The following is a 15,008-nucleotide window of genomic DNA, read 5'->3' as shown; positions in this document are numbered from 1 at the left end:
CAGAATGAGGTGAATATTCTGCAAGCTTGATTCAGAAAATTAACGGTCCTTACGCCACGCATCCGCCGTCAATGCCTCGCCAAAATGACCGGCAATCAGTCGTTTAGTGAGGTCGTGCAGCGGAGAGGCGAGCACATCCGCAGTACTACCTCGCTCGACAACCTCGCCCTGATGCATCACCAGTACCTGGTCGCTAATGTGCTTCATCATCCCAATATGCTGGGTGACATAAATATACGAAATGCCCTGTTTTTCCTGTAATTCCAGCATCAGATTAATCAACTGCGAACGCATCGACATATCCAGTGAGGCGAGGGCTTCATCGGCAATAATCACTTTTGGACGCAATATCAGCGCGCGTGCCAGACCCAGACGTTGTTTTTGTCCGGGCGCCAACATATGCGGATAGTAACTGACGTGATCCGGTAGCAGCCCAACCATCCGCATCGTTTCAATAATCTGTTTGCGACGCTGTTCAGGTTCCAGATCGGTGTTCAGACGCAGTGGAAAATCAAGAATCTGCGAGATACGTTGACGGGGATTCAACGAGGTCGAAGGATCCTGAAAAATCATGCGAATACGCTGACTACGGAAGGAATAATCGCCAAAATGCAGCGGATGATCGTCAATCAATAACTCGCCGCTGGTCGGTTCTATCATTCCCGCCAGCATTTTCGCCAGTGTGGATTTACCCGACCCATTCTCACCAATAATCGCCAGTGTCTGGCCTTCACGTAGCGTAAAGCTCAAAGGTTTTACCGCTTCTACGGTCTGACGACGAAACCAGCCGGTCCGGTAGCGGAACGTTTTACTTAAATTACGCACTTCAAGTAGCGTTTCGATCATCTCATTCTTTCTCCATGTTCAGTGGGAAATGACAGGCATAGAGATGATTTTTCGCCCCCATCAAACGTGGCGTCACAATGCATTCTCGTTGTGCATACGGGCAACGCGGCCCCAGCCGACACCCAATCGGTAACTGTTCCAGCAGTGGGATAGCGCCGGGCAGCGTATTGAGGCGACTTTTATGCGGCATCGCGCTGCCGAAGTCTGGTATCGCGCGGATCAGCGCCTGGGTATAAGGATGATGTGGCATTGTCACCAACTCCTTACTTGGCGCGGTTTCCACCGTTTGACCGCAGTAAAGCACGTTAATTTTATCCGCCCATTGGCTAAGCATTTGTAAGTCATGGCTGATAAGCAAAATAGTGGTATTGCTGTTTTGGTTGAGACGCGTCAGCAGGCGAAAGATTTGCGCCTGGGTTGTTGGCTCCATTGAGTTTGTCGGTTCGTCAGCAATCAGCAGACGCGGTTGATTCGCCAGTGCAATGGCTATCATCACTTTCTGACATTCACCTTCGGTCAACTCATAGGGAAAACTGCGCATCGCATCTTTATGATCTTTAATCCCCACGCGGTGCAGCAGTTCAATGGCACGGCGTTTGCGCCAGCCAAAACGCTGCCACCAACGGCCTTTATAGGTCCAGGCTGGGATGTTTTGCATCAACTGGCGACCCACACGTTCTGAAGGGTCAAGACACGACTGCGGTTCCTGGAAAATCATCGACACGTTGTGACCAACCAGCTTGCGCCGTTCGCGTGCGGAGAGACGCAGCAAATCGATATCATCAAAACGCATACGGTCAGCAGTAACACGCCAGTTATCTTTATTCACCCCACAAATTGCTTTTGCAATCAAACTTTTGCCGGAACCGGATTCGCCAACAAGACCGCGGATTTCACCTTCGGTTAAGGTCATACTTACGCGGTCGACGGCTTTAACCCACTCATCACCGGTTTTAAATTCAATGGTCAGGTTACGAATATCGAGTAATGGCATTATTCCACCCCCGCAATAATTGCACGACGAACACCGTCGCCAAGGAGGTTAACCAACAGCACGCTAATCATAATTGCCGCACCTGGCAGCATGACAGTCCACGGGGCGACATAAATCAGTTCCAGCGCATCACCGAGCATCGCTCCCCATTCAGGCGAGGGGAGTTGTGCGCCGAGATCGAGAAAGCCCAGCGCGGCGATATCGAGAATTGCCATCGACAGTGCGCGGGTGATCTCGGTGACCAGCCCGGCGGTGATGTTTGGCATCACAGCAAACCAGAGAATATTCAGCGTTGATGCGCCATCCAGACGGGCGGCGATAACGTACTCTTTTTCCAGTTCGTCATGCACCATGCTGTAAATCGAACGTACCATACGAGGCAGCAGCGCCAGCCAGACGGCAAACATGGCGTGCGACAAACTCGGTCCGGCAAACGCTACAACGATAATTGCCAGCAGTAGGGAAGGGATCGCCAGTAAGGTATCCAGAATATGGTTAAGCACCGCTGAGCGTAGACCGTGCGTCGACCCGGCAAAGGTGCCAAGTACCAGGCCACAGATCGTCGCGGCAAGCGTCACCACAAATGCCCCCCCCACGGTTGGTGCAGCTCCACTCAGTAAACGACTTAAAACATCGCGTCCGAGGTCGTCAGTCCCCAGGAAGAAAGAAACTTCGCCATAGCGTGACCATGAAGGCGGCAATAATTGATAGCCGAGAAATTGCTGATCGATTCCGTAAGGCGCAAACCAGCCGCCAAAAATACACAGTACAGCCAGTCCCGCGCAGCCGTACAGACCGACCATCGCAGAGGCATCACTATAAAATTTGCGCCAGGCGGTACGCAGCGTGCCCGGCGGGCGCTTTTCGCTGTATACGCTATCGTAAGGCATACCATTCCTTATGTTTCAGAGGGTTAGCCATGGCACCCAAAATATCAGAAATCACGTTAACAATAATGACCAGTGAGCCACACACCATCACTCCGGCGGAAATGGCCGCGTAATCTTGCTGGCGGATGGCGTTAATTAACCAGCGCCCTAAACCCGGCCAGCTAAAGACCATTTCGGTGATCATTGCCAGCGTCAGCATGGTGGAAAACTGTAAGCCCAGGCGAGGAATAACCGGAGGTAACGCGTTATGCAGAACGTGGCGACGCAAAATAGTAAAGCGTGACAAACCGCGGGTCGCCGCCGCTTTTACATAATTCTGGTCATACACTTCGATAGTGCTGATACGCATTAGTCGGATCACTTCAGTTGTTGGCGCAACCGACAGGGTGATCACGGGCAATACCATATGACGGATTGCGCTAATGATCATTTCATCCCGCCACGGTGAGTCCGAAAGCCAGGCATCAATCAACGCAAAACCGGTAATCGGTTTCACTTCGTAGAGCAGATCGAAACGCCCTGAAACGGGCAACCAACCTAGCGTGAGTGAACAAAACAGCGTCAACAGAAGCGCCAGCCAGAACACCGGGATGGAAAAACCCAGTAAGGCGATGGCGTTGATCAAGTTATCCTGCCACTTATGGCGCGTAATCCCGGCAATCATCCCCACGGGGATCCCGACAATCAACGCAAATCCGAAAGCGAGGATGCACAACTCCATTGTTGCCGGAAAGACTTCTTTTAACTGTTCGGCAATCGGCTGACCGTTAATGCTGGAAACACCAAAATCCCAATGGATCAGGCCGTTAAACCAGAACACCCAGGCATTCCACAGTGAAGCGCCTTGTAACGGCGCATGTGGGGTGAAATAGCTCAAGCTAAAGCCAACGAACGTCAGCAGGAACAAGGTGACAATCAATAACAAAATGCGGCGTAAGGTGAAGATAATCATGGTTTTTTCACCTCATCCTGTTTCTCGCGATACACACCAGCAAAGGAGGCGTTACCAAACGGGCTAAGAACCAGCCCTTTGATATCGTAACGGTAGGCTTGCAAGCGCAATGACGACGCCAGCGGCAAAATGGGCAATTCCTGCGCCAGAATACTTTGCGCTTCGTCATAGGCTTCAATACGCGCCGCTAGCTGCTGCGAGGAGAGCGCCTTACGCAACACGCTGTCGAATTTCGGATCGCACCAGTGTGCGAGGTTGGTCTGGGAATGTATTGCTGCGCAGCTCAGTAGCGGACGAAAGAAACTGTCCGGATCGTTACTGTCTGTCGCCCAACCGGATAACGTCAGATCATGGCTCATATCCATCAACCGCGCCTCCTGAAAACGACCTTCTACCGGCACAATCACCACTTTTACGCCAACCTGCGCCATATCCGCCTGAATCAGTTCGGCGGTTTTCAGTGGACTGGGGTTCCACGCCTGCGAACGTGTTGGCACCCACAGTTTCAGCGTTAAGTTTTCCAGCCCCAACGCCTTCAACTGTTCGCGCGATTTCGCCGGATTGTATTCAGTAATTTTAGCCTCGTTGTCATAGGCCCACGAGGCGCGCGGTAAAATAGAGGCTGCCGTTTCAGCCGTACCATAATAGATGGATTGCATCAGACGCTGGTTATTGATCGCCAGTGCCAGCGCATGGCGGACAGCGGGATTATTTAGCGGCGGTTTAGCAGTGTTAAATGCCAGATAGGCGACATTCATCCCCGGGCGCAGCGTTAAACGCAAGCGTGGGTCGTCACGCAAAATGGATAGCTGACTGGCAGCAGGCCAGGCCAGAACGTCGCATTCACCTGTCAGAAGTTTCGAAAGACGTCCGGTGCCGCCGGAGCCTAAATCCACCACCACCTGCGGCATTAACGGTTTGCCGCGCCAGAAGTCATCATGACGTTGTAGGCGAATAAATTGCCCGGCGCGGTATTCCGATAACTGATACGGTCCAGTGCCGACCGGCTGACGGTCGAGTTGTTCCTGGCGATCTTCTTTCTCTAACTTCTGGGCATATTCTGCCGACATGACCGAAGCATAATGGGTCGCCAGGTGCCACAAAAAAGAAGCATCTGGCTGGGCGAGTCGGAACTCAACGGTATGATTATCCAGTTTGCGGACGCTTTTAACGTTATCGGCAAATTGCAGGCTGTCGAAGTAGGGAAAGTTGCTGCCGTTGACGTTATGCCACGGGTTGTTACGGTCAAAAATTCGCTGGAAGGTAAACACCACATCGTCGGCATTCATTTTACGAGTGGGAGTAAACCAGTCGGTTTTTTGAAACGGAACATCGCGACGCAGGTGGAAGCGATAGGTCGCGCCGTTGTCGAGCACTTCCCAGCTTTCGGCAAGTTCCGGCATCAGGCGATAGGTATAGGGATCGACATCCAGGAGTCGATCATAAAACTGGGCGGCAAGGGTATCGACAATTAACCCACTGCTCGCTTTGGATGGGTTAAAGGTGTTGACTTGCCCGCTGACGCAATAGACAAAACCGCTGTCGCGGATATCAGCATGCGGGGGGGATTCAGGCGCGGCGATTGCCTGACCACTCACAAGTCCAGCAATCACCAAAAGAGACGATAATACCTGGCGCATAATATTAAGGGATTTTATGTAAAGAGGCTATCTTACTAATATTTAATGACATTTGCCATTACCGTTTGTGTTCAGGGGTCGTAATGAGGGCCGTGTGGTTGGTCGTTGAACAGGTGACGTCGCCATCTGTTCAACATTCGTACCCGTGATTTCTCTATAACTATAACTCACAGAACAACTTAGCGAGGAGCAGAGCGGTACGATCGTGAGAAACCCATTAAAGCACGCTGCAGTGCGTGTCATTTTTAGCCGGATGCGGCGTGAACGCTTTATCCGGGCAACGATACTGACCGAGCGTCTGCAATGAAATAATTACTCATTACCCCATTGATTCAAAAACTCTGCGATCTCATCAATGCGTACGGGATTAATCCCCGCTTCAGCAGCCATTTCATGTTGGGCTTCTTCGCTGATCTCTTCATTGTTCATCAAACGGGTGAGCAGTAACTGGAAGTAGTGGGCCAGCGGTGTGCGTTCAGCGTCTGCGACAGGCTCTGCGCATTCGGTCGCGTACTCATCGGCAATATCAAAATATTTTAGCGGGATATCGTGGTTCATTATTTGCCCCTGGGGTTAATGCGCTAAGCATAAGGGCGGATGATAGCACTCGTGATCCGGGTCATACATCTTTTTATAGTTAATGGCGCGGCGCATTACCCTCAGGCAGGATAATGCGCCGCGCATCCGACTATTACGTTTCGCTCACCGGCGTTCTGTCACCATCATACAACGGCACTTTGCGATAGCGGCGGATCAGATACCACAAATATGCGCCGCCTAATGAAGCCCATACCAGACCGAGTGTCAGTGACGTTGACTCGAGGTTAACCCACAGCACACCCACCGTCAGCGCGCCAACCAGCGGCATCAGCAAATAGTGGAAGTGATCCTTCCAGCTTTTATTCATTCCTTTACGCCGCCAGAAATGATTAAACACCGACAGGTTAACGAAGGTAAACGCCACCAGAGCACCGAAGTTAATCAATGCTGTCGCGGTGACTAAATCAAAGAACAGCGCTGACAACGCGACAATCCCGACCATAATGACATTCAGTGCCGGAGTCCGCCATTTCGGGTGCACATAGCCAAACACGCGTTCCGGAAACACATTGTCGCGCCCCATCACATACAGCAGACGCGACACGCTGGCATGTGACGCCAGGCCAGACGCTAACGTGTTCACAAACGTCGTGCAGAGGAAAATCGACTGGAACAACTTGCCGCCAACGTACAGTGCGATTTCCGGCAGTGCGGCGTCCGGATCTTTAAAGCGGCTGATATCCGGGAAGAACAGCTGCATAAAGAACGACGCGGCGATAAAGATAACGCCGCCGTACACCGCCGTCAGGAAGATGGCTTTCGGGATCACGCGTGCGGCGTCCGGCGTCTCTTCTGAAAGCGTGGTCACCGCATCAAAACCGAGGAACGAGAAACAGACAATCGTCGCCCCGGTAATAATCGGGATCAGGTGCGCGTTCTCGCTGATAAACGGCTGAAGTGACCAGACGGTGCCAACGCCTTCTCCTTTATGTAGTCCCTGAACCACCAGGAAGATAAACACCACCATGATGGAGATTTGCACCAGTACAAACAAGGTATTGAAGTTAGCGACCAGGTTGACGCTCTTCAGATTCGCGGCGGTTAAAATGGCGACGAAGGTTACCACCCACACCCACGGCGGCACTTCCGGGAAGAGGGCGGAGAGATAGATTTTCGCCAACAAAACGTTGATCATCGGCAAAAAGAGATAATCCAGCAGCGATGACCAGCCGACCATAAATCCGACGTGCGGGTTAATCGACTTTTGCGCGTAGGTATAGGCCGAACCGGCCTCCGGAAACTGGCGAACCAGTTTGCCGTAGCTGATCGCGGTAAACAGCACACCCGCCAGTGCCAGCAAATAGGACGCCGGAACGTGACCGTCGCTAATGCCGGAAACAATGCCAAAGGTATCGAACACAGTCATCGGCGTGAGATAGGCCAGACCCATCATCACCACCTGCCACAATTTCAGTGATTTTCGCAGACGGGTTTTGCCGGGTTGCGCAGCAATATTCAGTGGTGAATTAATAGCCATAATTGCTGCCTCCCCTGCGTAATAAGGTTTGCGGTCGTGTCGACCTGAAATCAAACCTGTTTAGCAAGGGAAGCAAAGGGGGCGGAGTCCAGTCAGTCGCAGGAGGGGCGCATACGCAGCCTCCCTCGCCATGCGGGGATTTAATCATCGGCATCATCTCATTTCCTCGTCACAGTCTTAATCGTTAACGGAAGCCCGTTGCCGCCTGCGCTCCATAACGCGACATCCGGGAAATGTCTGGATTACCAGCAAATGTCAGGCCTGGCTCCGCTCAGGCCGATGAAACAACCCCGTAAGGGGTATTACGCGTTTTTGAGCATCCACTCAATTTCTGTTTCTGTGATGAGGCGCTCAAACTGCAACAGCTCATCATTTTTACAGGCGTGATACACATGGCAGAAGCGATCACCTAAATAGCGGCGTAGATGATCGTTCTCGATAAACTCACCCAGGGCATCGCTCTGGCGAATCGGGAAGGGTAAGCCTTCCTGTTCCAGCCCGTTGCCTTCGACTTCTTCCTGTAATGGCAGTTCGTTATCAAGGCCATGCAAAATACCGGCAAAAATCGCTGCCATCACCAAATACGGGTTGGCATCGGCACCCGCCACGCGATATTCCACGCGGTGATTATGGCGATCGCCGCAGGGAATACGCAGGGCGACGGTGCGGTTGTTATGGCCCCACGACGCCTGCGTCGGTACATACATCCCCGGCTGGAAGCGGCGATACGAGTTCACGTTTGGTGCCAGCAACGCCATTGATGACGGCATCAGGTCAATCATCCCGGCGAGCATCTTTTTCAGCAGCGGCGAATCTTCGCCTTCCGCGTCAGAAAGCACGTTCTCGCCACGATTATTTTGCATACTGATATGGATATGCATCCCGCTGCCCGCGTGCTCTTCATACGGCTTCGCCATAAAAGTGGCGTGCATCTTATGCTTTTCTGCCATCAGACGCACCAGGCGTTTTAGTGCCAGCGCATCATCGCAAGCTTCCAGCACGTTATCGGTATGGTAAAGATTGATTTCAAACTGACCTGGCGAGGCCTCGGCGACCGCGCCATCTGCCGGAATCAGCTGTAACTGCGCCAGCTCATCAATATCATTGAGCACGTCGGCGAAGTGGTTGAGGTTATCAACGGAGTAAACCTGACTTTGTGTATTGCGGTCATCGGTGCCGGGCGCGCAGGGCGGTTGCAGATACCCTTCAGCGTCGCGCTGGCGATCCAGTAAATAGAACTCCAGCTCTACCGCTACGACCGGGAACAAGCCGCGCTGGCGTAGCTGCTGCCACAGGCGGTTGAGAACGTTCCGCGGCTCAACGTCAAAGGGAGCGCCATCTTCATCGACCATGGTCAGGAGCATCTGACCGATAAACTCAGGATCTGCAGCAGAAGGGGTTAAGGAACCGAGAACAGGAACACAGGTACGATCCGGCTCGCCCATTTCCTGACCCAGGCCCGCTTCTTCTACTACGTTGCCCAGAATATCCATTGCAAACACCGAGGCCGGGAAATAACACCCTTTCTCGAGCTTCTTCAGGCTTGAAACAGGAATACGTTTCCCACGAAAACAACCATTCAGATCGGTAAGTAAAACATCAACATATTGCGTATTTGGGTAGCGCTCCAGGTAGCGTTTCACTTCCTGCGTAAAGGCGCTACCCCGCCTCTCTTCTGACTGCTGAACAAAGTTTTCTACTTCAACGATATTGGTTTCCATGATTCTTCGCCTTTGGTTTGTTTTCCGCTCGTTATCAAAGCGTAAAATATAATGACCACCATTCGAATCTGTATGCAAACTAAATGTTTGTCAAATGTTAAATTGAGTTTGCAAAAATGAAAACCCGCTGCTAGATTGAAAAAATATTGAACATAAAGGTCATTTAAAGCGCAGTAATGGCGATAATTTAGTCCACTTTGTGAGATTGAGCATGGAAAATATAATGAACAATCCGGTTATCGGTGTCGTAATGTGCAGGAACAGGCTTAAGGGTCATGCGACCCAGACTCTGCAAGAAAAGTACCTGAATGCCATCATCCACGCAGGCGGCTTGCCCATTGCGCTGCCACATGCGCTGGCGGAACCGTCATTACTTGAACAACTTTTGCCGAAACTCGATGGTATTTATCTTCCTGGTAGTCCCAGCAATGTGCAGCCGCACCTATATGGTGAAAACGGCGATGAGCCTGACGCCGATCCCGGGCGTGATCTTCTGAGCATGGCGTTAATTAATGCCGCACTCGAAAGGCGCATCCCCATTTTCGCCATCTGCCGGGGTTTACAGGAACTGGTGGTGGCAACCGGTGGTTCGTTGCATCGCAAGCTGTGTGAACAGCCTGAATTGCTGGAACATCGGGAAGATCCCGAACTGCCGGTGGAACAGCAATATGCACCGTCGCATGAAGTTCAGGTTGAAGAGGGGGGATTGCTGTCTGCGTTGTTACCTGAATGTAGCAACTTTTGGGTAAACTCTCTGCATGGACAAGGGGCGAAGGTCGTTAGCCCACGGTTGCGTGTTGAAGCTCGCTCGCCGGATGGCTTAGTTGAGGCGGTTAGCGTCATCAATCATCCTTTTGCGCTGGGCGTACAGTGGCACCCGGAATGGAACAGTAGCGAGTACGCGCTTTCGCGTATATTGTTCGAGGGCTTTATCACCGCTTGTCAGCACCATATCGCTGAAAAACAGCGACTCTGACCACTACAGTTTAAGGAAATGCAAATATGAGTGATGAGGGACTGGCGCCAGGAAAACGCTTGTCGGAAATCCGCCAGCAGCAGGGGCTTTCACAACGTCGTGCCGCCGAACTCTCCGGGCTGACTCACAGTGCTATCAGTACGATAGAACAGGATAAAGTCAGCCCTGCCATCAGTACGCTACAAAAGCTGCTGAAGGTGTATGGTCTGTCACTCTCGGAATTCTTTTCCGAGCCGGAAAAACCTGATGAGCCACAGGTCGTCATTAATCAGGACGACTTAATTGAGATGGGCAGTCAGGGTGTGTCAATGAAGCTGGTTCATAACGGTAACCCGAATCGCACGCTGGCGATGATCTTTGAAACTTACCAGCCGGGCACAACCACTGGGGAAAGAATTAAGCATCAGGGTGAGGAAATAGGCACTGTACTGGAAGGTGAAATTGTTCTGACGATTAATGGTCAGGATTACCACCTCGTCGCGGGGCAAAGTTATGCCATTAATACCGGCATCCCGCACAGTTTCAGTAATACGTCGGCAGGTATTTGCCGAATTATCAGCGCCCATACGCCCACCACGTTTTAATCTTTTTGTTCTGTAAGCCGGGTAAGCGCAATGCGCCCGGCAATCCATAAAGAATGTCGCCAGAAATAAACGGGCATGCGGCCCGGGGATCTCTGCGCCCTGACGTTCACAAACTGCATATATCTGATACACGTGAAACAGGAGTCATAATGAATTTTCATCATCTGGCTTACTGGCAGGATAAAGCGTTAAGTCTCGCCATTGAAACCCGCTTATTTATTAACGGTGAATATACTGCTGCGGCGGAAAATGAAATTTTTGAAACCGTTGATCCGGTCACCCAGGCACCGCTGGCGAAAATTGCCCGCGGCAAGAGCGTCGATATCGACCGTGCGGTGAGCGCAGCACGCAACGTATTTGAACGCGGCGATTGGTCGCAGGCTGCCCCGGCAAAACGTAAAGCGGTGCTGAATAAACTCGCTGATTTAATGGAAGCCCACGCTGAAGAGCTGGCACTGCTGGAAACTCTCGACACCGGCAAACCGATTCGTCACAGTCTGCGTGATGATATTCCCGGCGCGGCGCGCGCCATTCGCTGGTACGCCGAAGCAATCGACAAAGTGTATGGCGAAGTGGCGACCACCAGTAGCCATGAGCTGGCGATGATCGTGCGTGAACCGGTCGGCGTGATTGCCGCCATTGTGCCGTGGAACTTCCCGCTGCTGCTGACCTGCTGGAAACTCGGCCCGGCGCTGGCGGCGGGAAACAGCGTGATTCTAAAACCGTCTGAAAAATCACCGCTCAGTGCGATTCGTCTCGCCGGGCTGGCGAAAGAAGCAGGTCTGCCGGATGGTGTGTTGAACGTGGTGACGGGTTTTGGTCATGAAGCCGGGCAGGCGCTTTCGCGCCATAACGATATCGATGCCATTGCCTTTACTGGCTCAACCCGCACCGGGAAACAGCTGCTGAAGGACGGGGGCGACAGCAACATGAAACGCGTCTGGCTGGAAGCGGGCGGCAAAAGCGCCAACATCGTTTTCGCCGACTGCCCGGATTTGCAACAGGCGGCAAGCGCCACCGCAGCAGGCATCTTCTACAACCAGGGGCAGGTGTGTATCGCCGGAACGCGCCTGTTGCTGGAAGAGAGCATCGCCGATGAATTCTTAGACCTGTTAAAACAGCAGGCGCAAAACTGGCAGCCGGGGCATCCGCTTGATCCCGCAACCACTATGGGCACCTTAATCGACTGCGCCCACGCCGACTCGGTCCATAGCTTTATTCGGGAAGGCGAAAGCAAAGGGCAACTGCTGCTGGATGGCCGTAACGCCGAGCTGGCTGCCGCCATCGGCCCGACCATCTTTGTGGATGTAGACCCGAATGCGTCCTTAAGCCGCGAAGAGATTTTCGGTCCGGTGCTGGTGGTCACGCGTTTCACATCAGAAGAACAGGCGCTACAGCTTGCCAACGACAGCCAGTACGGACTTGGCGCGGCGGTATGGACACGCGACCTCTCCCGCGCGCACCGCATGAGTCGCCGCCTGAAAGCCGGTTCCGTCTTCGTCAATAACTACAACGACGGTGATATGACCGTGCCGTTTGGCGGCTATAAGCAGAGCGGCAACGGTCGCGACAAATCCCTGCACGCCCTTGAAAAATTCACCGAACTGAAAACCATCTGGATAAGCCTGGAGGCCTGAAATGACCGAACATACCAGCAGTTATTACGCCGCCAGTGCGAATAAATACGCGCCATTCGACACGCTGAATGAGTCGATTTCCTGCGACGTTTGCGTGGTCGGCGGCGGCTATACCGGGCTTTCCTCCGCGCTGCATCTGGCGGAAGCGGGCTTTGACGTGGTGGTTCTTGAAGCCTCACGCATCGGCTTCGGCGCAAGCGGACGCAACGGCGGGCAGCTTGTGAACTCCTACAGCCGCGACATCGACGTTATCGAAAAAAGCTACGGCATGGATACCGCCCGTATGCTCGGCAGCATGATGTTCGAGGGTGGCGAGATCATCCGCGAACGTATCAAACGTTATCAGATTGACTGCGACTATCGCCCCGGCGGCCTGTTTGTGGCGATGAATGATAAACAACTCGCCACACTCGAAGAGCAGAAAGAGAACTGGGAACGCTACGGCAATAAACAGCTGGAGCTGCTGGACGCCAACGCTATTCGCCGCGAGGTCGCCAGCGATCGCTACACTGGTGCGCTGCTGGATCACAGCGGTGGGCATATTCATCCGCTAAACCTCGCCATTGGTGAAGCCGATGCCATCCGCCTGAACGGCGGGCGCGTGTATGAGCTTTCCGCCGTGACGCAGATCCAGCACACCACGCCAGCCGTGGTGCGGACTGCCAATGGTCAGGTGACGGCGAAGTATGTGATTGTCGCCGGGAATGCGTATCTGGGCGATAAAGTAGAGCCGGAACTGGCGAAACGCAGCATGCCGTGCGGCACGCAGGTGATCACCACCGAGCGGCTGTCGGAAGATTTAGCCCGTTCGCTGATCCCGAAAAACTACTGTGTGGAAGACTGTAACTATCTTCTTGATTACTACCGCCTGACTGCCGATAACCGCCTGCTGTACGGCGGGGGCGTGGTCTACGGCGCGCGCGACCCGGATGACGTTGAGCGTCTTGTTGTGCCGAAACTGCTGAAAACCTTCCCGCAGCTGAAGGGCGTGAAAATTGATTACCGCTGGACGGGCAACTTCCTGCTGACCTTGTCGCGCATGCCGCAGTTCGGTCGCCTTGATACCAACATCTATTACATGCAGGGTTACAGCGGCCACGGCGTCACCTGTACCCATCTTGCCGGGCGTTTGATTGCTGAACTGCTGCGCGGTGACGCCGAACGCTTCGACGCCTTCGCCAATCTGCCGCATTACCCGTTCCCCGGCGGGCGCACGCTGCGCGTGCCATTTACCGCGATGGGCGCGGCTTATTACAGCCTGCGCGATCGTCTGGGCGTTTAATTTCCGATTAACAGTGAAGAGTCAAAAGGTGTGAAACATGAGCAACAATGAATTCCATCAGCGTCGTCTTTCTGCTACCCCACGCGGGGTTGGCGTGATGTGTAACTTCTTCGCCCAGTCGGCAGAAAACGCCACGCTGAAGGATGTAGAGGGCAACGAATATATCGATTTCGCCGCAGGCATTGCGGTGCTGAATACCGGGCATCGCCACCCTGATCTGGTCGCGGCGGTGGAGCAGCAATTGCAACAGTTTACCCACACGGCGTATCAGATTGTGCCGTACGAAAGCTACGTCACCCTGGCGGAGAAAATCAACGCCCTTGCCCCGGTGAGCGGGCAGGCTAAAACTGCGTTCTTCACCACCGGTGCGGAAGCGGTGGAGAACGCGGTGAAAATCGCCCGCGCCCATACCGGACGCCCTGGCGTGATTGCGTTTAGCGGCGGCTTCCACGGTCGTACATATATGACCATGGCGCTGACCGGAAAGGTCGCGCCGTACAAAATCGGCTTCGGCCCGTTCCCCGGTTCGGTGTATCACGTACCTTATCCGTCAGATTTACATGGCGTTTCAACGCAGGACTCCCTCGATGCCATCGAACGCTTGTTTAAATCGGACATTGAAGCGAAGCAGGTGGCGGCGATTATTTTCGAACCGGTGCAGGGCGAAGGCGGTTTCAACGTTGCGCCAAAAGAGCTGGTTGCCGCCATTCGCCGCCTGTGCGACGAGCACGGTATTGTGATGATTGCCGATGAAGTGCAAAGCGGCTTTGCGCGTACCGGTAAACTGTTTGCCATGGATCACTACGCCGATAAGCCGGACTTAATGACGATGGCGAAAAGCCTCGCGGGCGGGATGCCGCTTTCGGGCGTGGTCGGTAACGCGAATATTATGGACGCGCCCGCGCCGGGCGGGCTTGGTGGTACCTACGCCGGGAACCCGCTGGCGGTGGCTGCCGCGCACGCGGTGCTCAACATTATCGACAAAGAATCACTCTGTGAACGCGCTAATCAACTGGGCCAGCGTCTGACAAATACGTTGATTGATGCCAAAGAAAGCGTTCCGGCCATCGCGGCGGTACGCGGTCTGGGGTCGATGATTGCGGCAGAGTTTAACGATCCGCAAACGGGCGAGCCGTCAGCGGCGATTGCACAGAAAATCCAGCAACGCGCGCTGGCGCAGGGGCTGCTCCTGCTGACCTGTGGCGCATACGGCAACGTGATTCGCTTCCTGTATCCGCTGACCATCCCGGATGCGCAATTCGATGCGGCAATGAAAATATTGCAGGATGCGCTGAGCGATTAATAGCCCAACGCAATAATGTCTGATGCGCTGCGCTTATCAGGCCTGCAAACGACGTATTGATTATGTATGCCGGATAAGGCGTTCACGCCGCATCCGGCAAGTTGTA

At 53.5% G+C, this 15,008-nt stretch carries 14 protein-coding genes; 5 read left to right on the top strand and 9 right to left on the bottom strand.

The annotated features are described in order from the left end of the window. Window positions 1-39: 39 nt before the first annotated feature. From sapF to puuA, 9 genes are all read right to left on the bottom strand, one after another. Window positions 40-846, bottom strand: a complete 807-nt coding sequence (gene sapF, locus AABJ99_RS13270) for a peptide ABC transporter ATP-binding protein SapF (RefSeq protein WP_000573406.1) — start codon at window positions 844-846, stop codon at window positions 40-42. Window position 847: 1 nt separating this feature from the next. Continuing rightward, window positions 848-1,840 (bottom strand): peptide ABC transporter ATP-binding protein SapD, encoded by a 993-nt coding sequence (gene sapD, locus AABJ99_RS13265; protein ID WP_039020816.1) that lies wholly within the window; start codon window positions 1,838-1,840, stop codon window positions 848-850. Continuing rightward, window positions 1,840-2,730: a peptide ABC transporter permease SapC gene (gene sapC / locus AABJ99_RS13260; RefSeq protein ID WP_001146166.1), complete on the bottom strand. Its 891-nt coding sequence runs from the start codon at window positions 2,728-2,730 to the stop codon at window positions 1,840-1,842. The genes sapD and sapC overlap by 1 nt, the downstream gene beginning before the upstream one ends. Then, window positions 2,717-3,682: a putrescine export ABC transporter permease SapB gene (sapB, locus tag AABJ99_RS13255; protein ID WP_000583271.1), complete on the bottom strand. Its 966-nt coding sequence runs from the start codon at window positions 3,680-3,682 to the stop codon at window positions 2,717-2,719. The genes sapC and sapB overlap by 14 nt, the downstream gene beginning before the upstream one ends. Continuing rightward, window positions 3,679-5,322: an ABC transporter substrate-binding protein SapA gene (sapA, locus tag AABJ99_RS13250; protein WP_032184026.1), complete on the bottom strand. Its 1,644-nt coding sequence runs from the start codon at window positions 5,320-5,322 to the stop codon at window positions 3,679-3,681. Before sapA ends, sapB begins: the two co-directional genes overlap by 4 nt. Before the next feature lie 312 nt (window positions 5,323-5,634). Further along, entirely contained in the window at window positions 5,635-5,880 is a 246-nt protein-coding gene (gene ymjA / locus AABJ99_RS13245; protein WP_001015099.1) for a YmjA family protein, read from the bottom strand. A gap of 133 nt (window positions 5,881-6,013) precedes the next feature. Beyond that, the gene (puuP, locus tag AABJ99_RS13240; protein ID WP_000996856.1) at window positions 6,014-7,399 is read right to left on the bottom strand and encodes a putrescine/proton symporter PuuP; all 1,386 of its coding nucleotides are present in this window, start codon (window positions 7,397-7,399) and stop codon (window positions 6,014-6,016) included. Next, a complete protein-coding gene (locus tag AABJ99_RS13235; protein WP_120795382.1) occupies window positions 7,389-7,553 on the bottom strand; it encodes a protein YmjE in 165 nt (54 codons plus the stop codon). The genes puuP and AABJ99_RS13235 overlap by 11 nt, the downstream gene beginning before the upstream one ends. 148 nt (window positions 7,554-7,701) lie before the next feature. Further along, the gene (gene puuA, locus AABJ99_RS13230) at window positions 7,702-9,120 is read right to left on the bottom strand and encodes a glutamate-putrescine ligase (RefSeq protein ID WP_032184028.1); all 1,419 of its coding nucleotides are present in this window, start codon (window positions 9,118-9,120) and stop codon (window positions 7,702-7,704) included. Window positions 9,121-9,331: 211 nt separating this feature from the next. Here puuA and puuD point away from each other — a divergent pair, with 211 nt between their 5' ends. The 5 genes from puuD (at window position 9,332) to puuE (ending at window position 14,902) form a co-directional block, all read left to right on the top strand. After that, window positions 9,332-10,096: a gamma-glutamyl-gamma-aminobutyrate hydrolase gene (puuD, locus tag AABJ99_RS13225; protein WP_001307158.1), complete on the top strand. Its 765-nt coding sequence runs from the start codon at window positions 9,332-9,334 to the stop codon at window positions 10,094-10,096. Window positions 10,097-10,122: 26 nt separating this feature from the next. Further along, window positions 10,123-10,680 carry an HTH-type transcriptional regulator PuuR gene (gene puuR / locus AABJ99_RS13220; protein ID WP_001278727.1) on the top strand — a complete coding sequence of 186 codons (558 nt, stop codon included), beginning with the start codon at window positions 10,123-10,125 and terminating at the stop codon, window positions 10,678-10,680. A gap of 149 nt (window positions 10,681-10,829) precedes the next feature. After that, the gene (puuC, locus tag AABJ99_RS13215; protein ID WP_338387358.1) at window positions 10,830-12,317 is read left to right on the top strand and encodes an aldehyde dehydrogenase PuuC; all 1,488 of its coding nucleotides are present in this window, start codon (window positions 10,830-10,832) and stop codon (window positions 12,315-12,317) included. Between the two features lies 1 nt (window position 12,318). After that, window positions 12,319-13,599: a gamma-glutamylputrescine oxidase gene (gene puuB, locus AABJ99_RS13210; RefSeq protein WP_000134848.1), complete on the top strand. Its 1,281-nt coding sequence runs from the start codon at window positions 12,319-12,321 to the stop codon at window positions 13,597-13,599. Window positions 13,600-13,636: 37 nt separating this feature from the next. Beyond that, window positions 13,637-14,902 (top strand): 4-aminobutyrate transaminase, encoded by a 1,266-nt coding sequence (gene puuE / locus AABJ99_RS13205; RefSeq protein WP_000069238.1) that lies wholly within the window; start codon window positions 13,637-13,639, stop codon window positions 14,900-14,902. Window positions 14,903-15,008: the final 106 nt, after the last annotated feature.

The organism is Escherichia coli, assembly GCF_036503815.1.
Lineage (GTDB): Bacteria > Pseudomonadota > Gammaproteobacteria > Enterobacterales > Enterobacteriaceae > Escherichia > Escherichia coli_F.
Note: the sequence above shows the minus strand (reverse complement) of the source record. Positions and strands in the feature narration are given on the sequence as shown.

Excerpts from the sequence above, each read along its gene's own strand:
- puuD (WP_001307158.1), top strand. The coding sequence starts at position 9,332 with ATGGAAAATATAATGAACAATCCGGTTATCGGTGTCGTAATGTGCAGG.
- sapD (WP_039020816.1), bottom strand. The coding sequence starts at position 1,840 with ATGCCATTACTCGATATTCGTAACCTGACCATTGAATTTAAAACCGGT.
- puuR (WP_001278727.1), top strand. The coding sequence starts at position 10,123 with ATGAGTGATGAGGGACTGGCGCCAGGAAAACGCTTGTCGGAAATCCGC.
- sapB (WP_000583271.1), bottom strand. The coding sequence starts at position 3,682 with ATGATTATCTTCACCTTACGCCGCATTTTGTTATTGATTGTCACCTTG.
- ymjA (WP_001015099.1), bottom strand. The coding sequence starts at position 5,880 with ATGAACCACGATATCCCGCTAAAATATTTTGATATTGCCGATGAGTAC.
- sapC (WP_001146166.1), bottom strand. The coding sequence starts at position 2,730 with ATGCCTTACGATAGCGTATACAGCGAAAAGCGCCCGCCGGGCACGCTG.
- sapA (WP_032184026.1), bottom strand. The coding sequence starts at position 5,322 with ATGCGCCAGGTATTATCGTCTCTTTTGGTGATTGCTGGACTTGTGAGT.
- puuP (WP_000996856.1), bottom strand. The coding sequence starts at position 7,399 with ATGGCTATTAATTCACCACTGAATATTGCTGCGCAACCCGGCAAAACC.
- puuC (WP_338387358.1), top strand. The coding sequence starts at position 10,830 with ATGAATTTTCATCATCTGGCTTACTGGCAGGATAAAGCGTTAAGTCTC.
- sapF (WP_000573406.1), bottom strand. The coding sequence starts at position 846 with ATGATCGAAACGCTACTTGAAGTGCGTAATTTAAGTAAAACGTTCCGC.
- puuB (WP_000134848.1), top strand. The coding sequence starts at position 12,319 with ATGACCGAACATACCAGCAGTTATTACGCCGCCAGTGCGAATAAATAC.
- puuA (WP_032184028.1), bottom strand. The coding sequence starts at position 9,120 with ATGGAAACCAATATCGTTGAAGTAGAAAACTTTGTTCAGCAGTCAGAA.
- puuE (WP_000069238.1), top strand. The coding sequence starts at position 13,637 with ATGAGCAACAATGAATTCCATCAGCGTCGTCTTTCTGCTACCCCACGC.
- AABJ99_RS13235 (WP_120795382.1), bottom strand. The coding sequence starts at position 7,553 with ATGCCGATGATTAAATCCCCGCATGGCGAGGGAGGCTGCGTATGCGCC.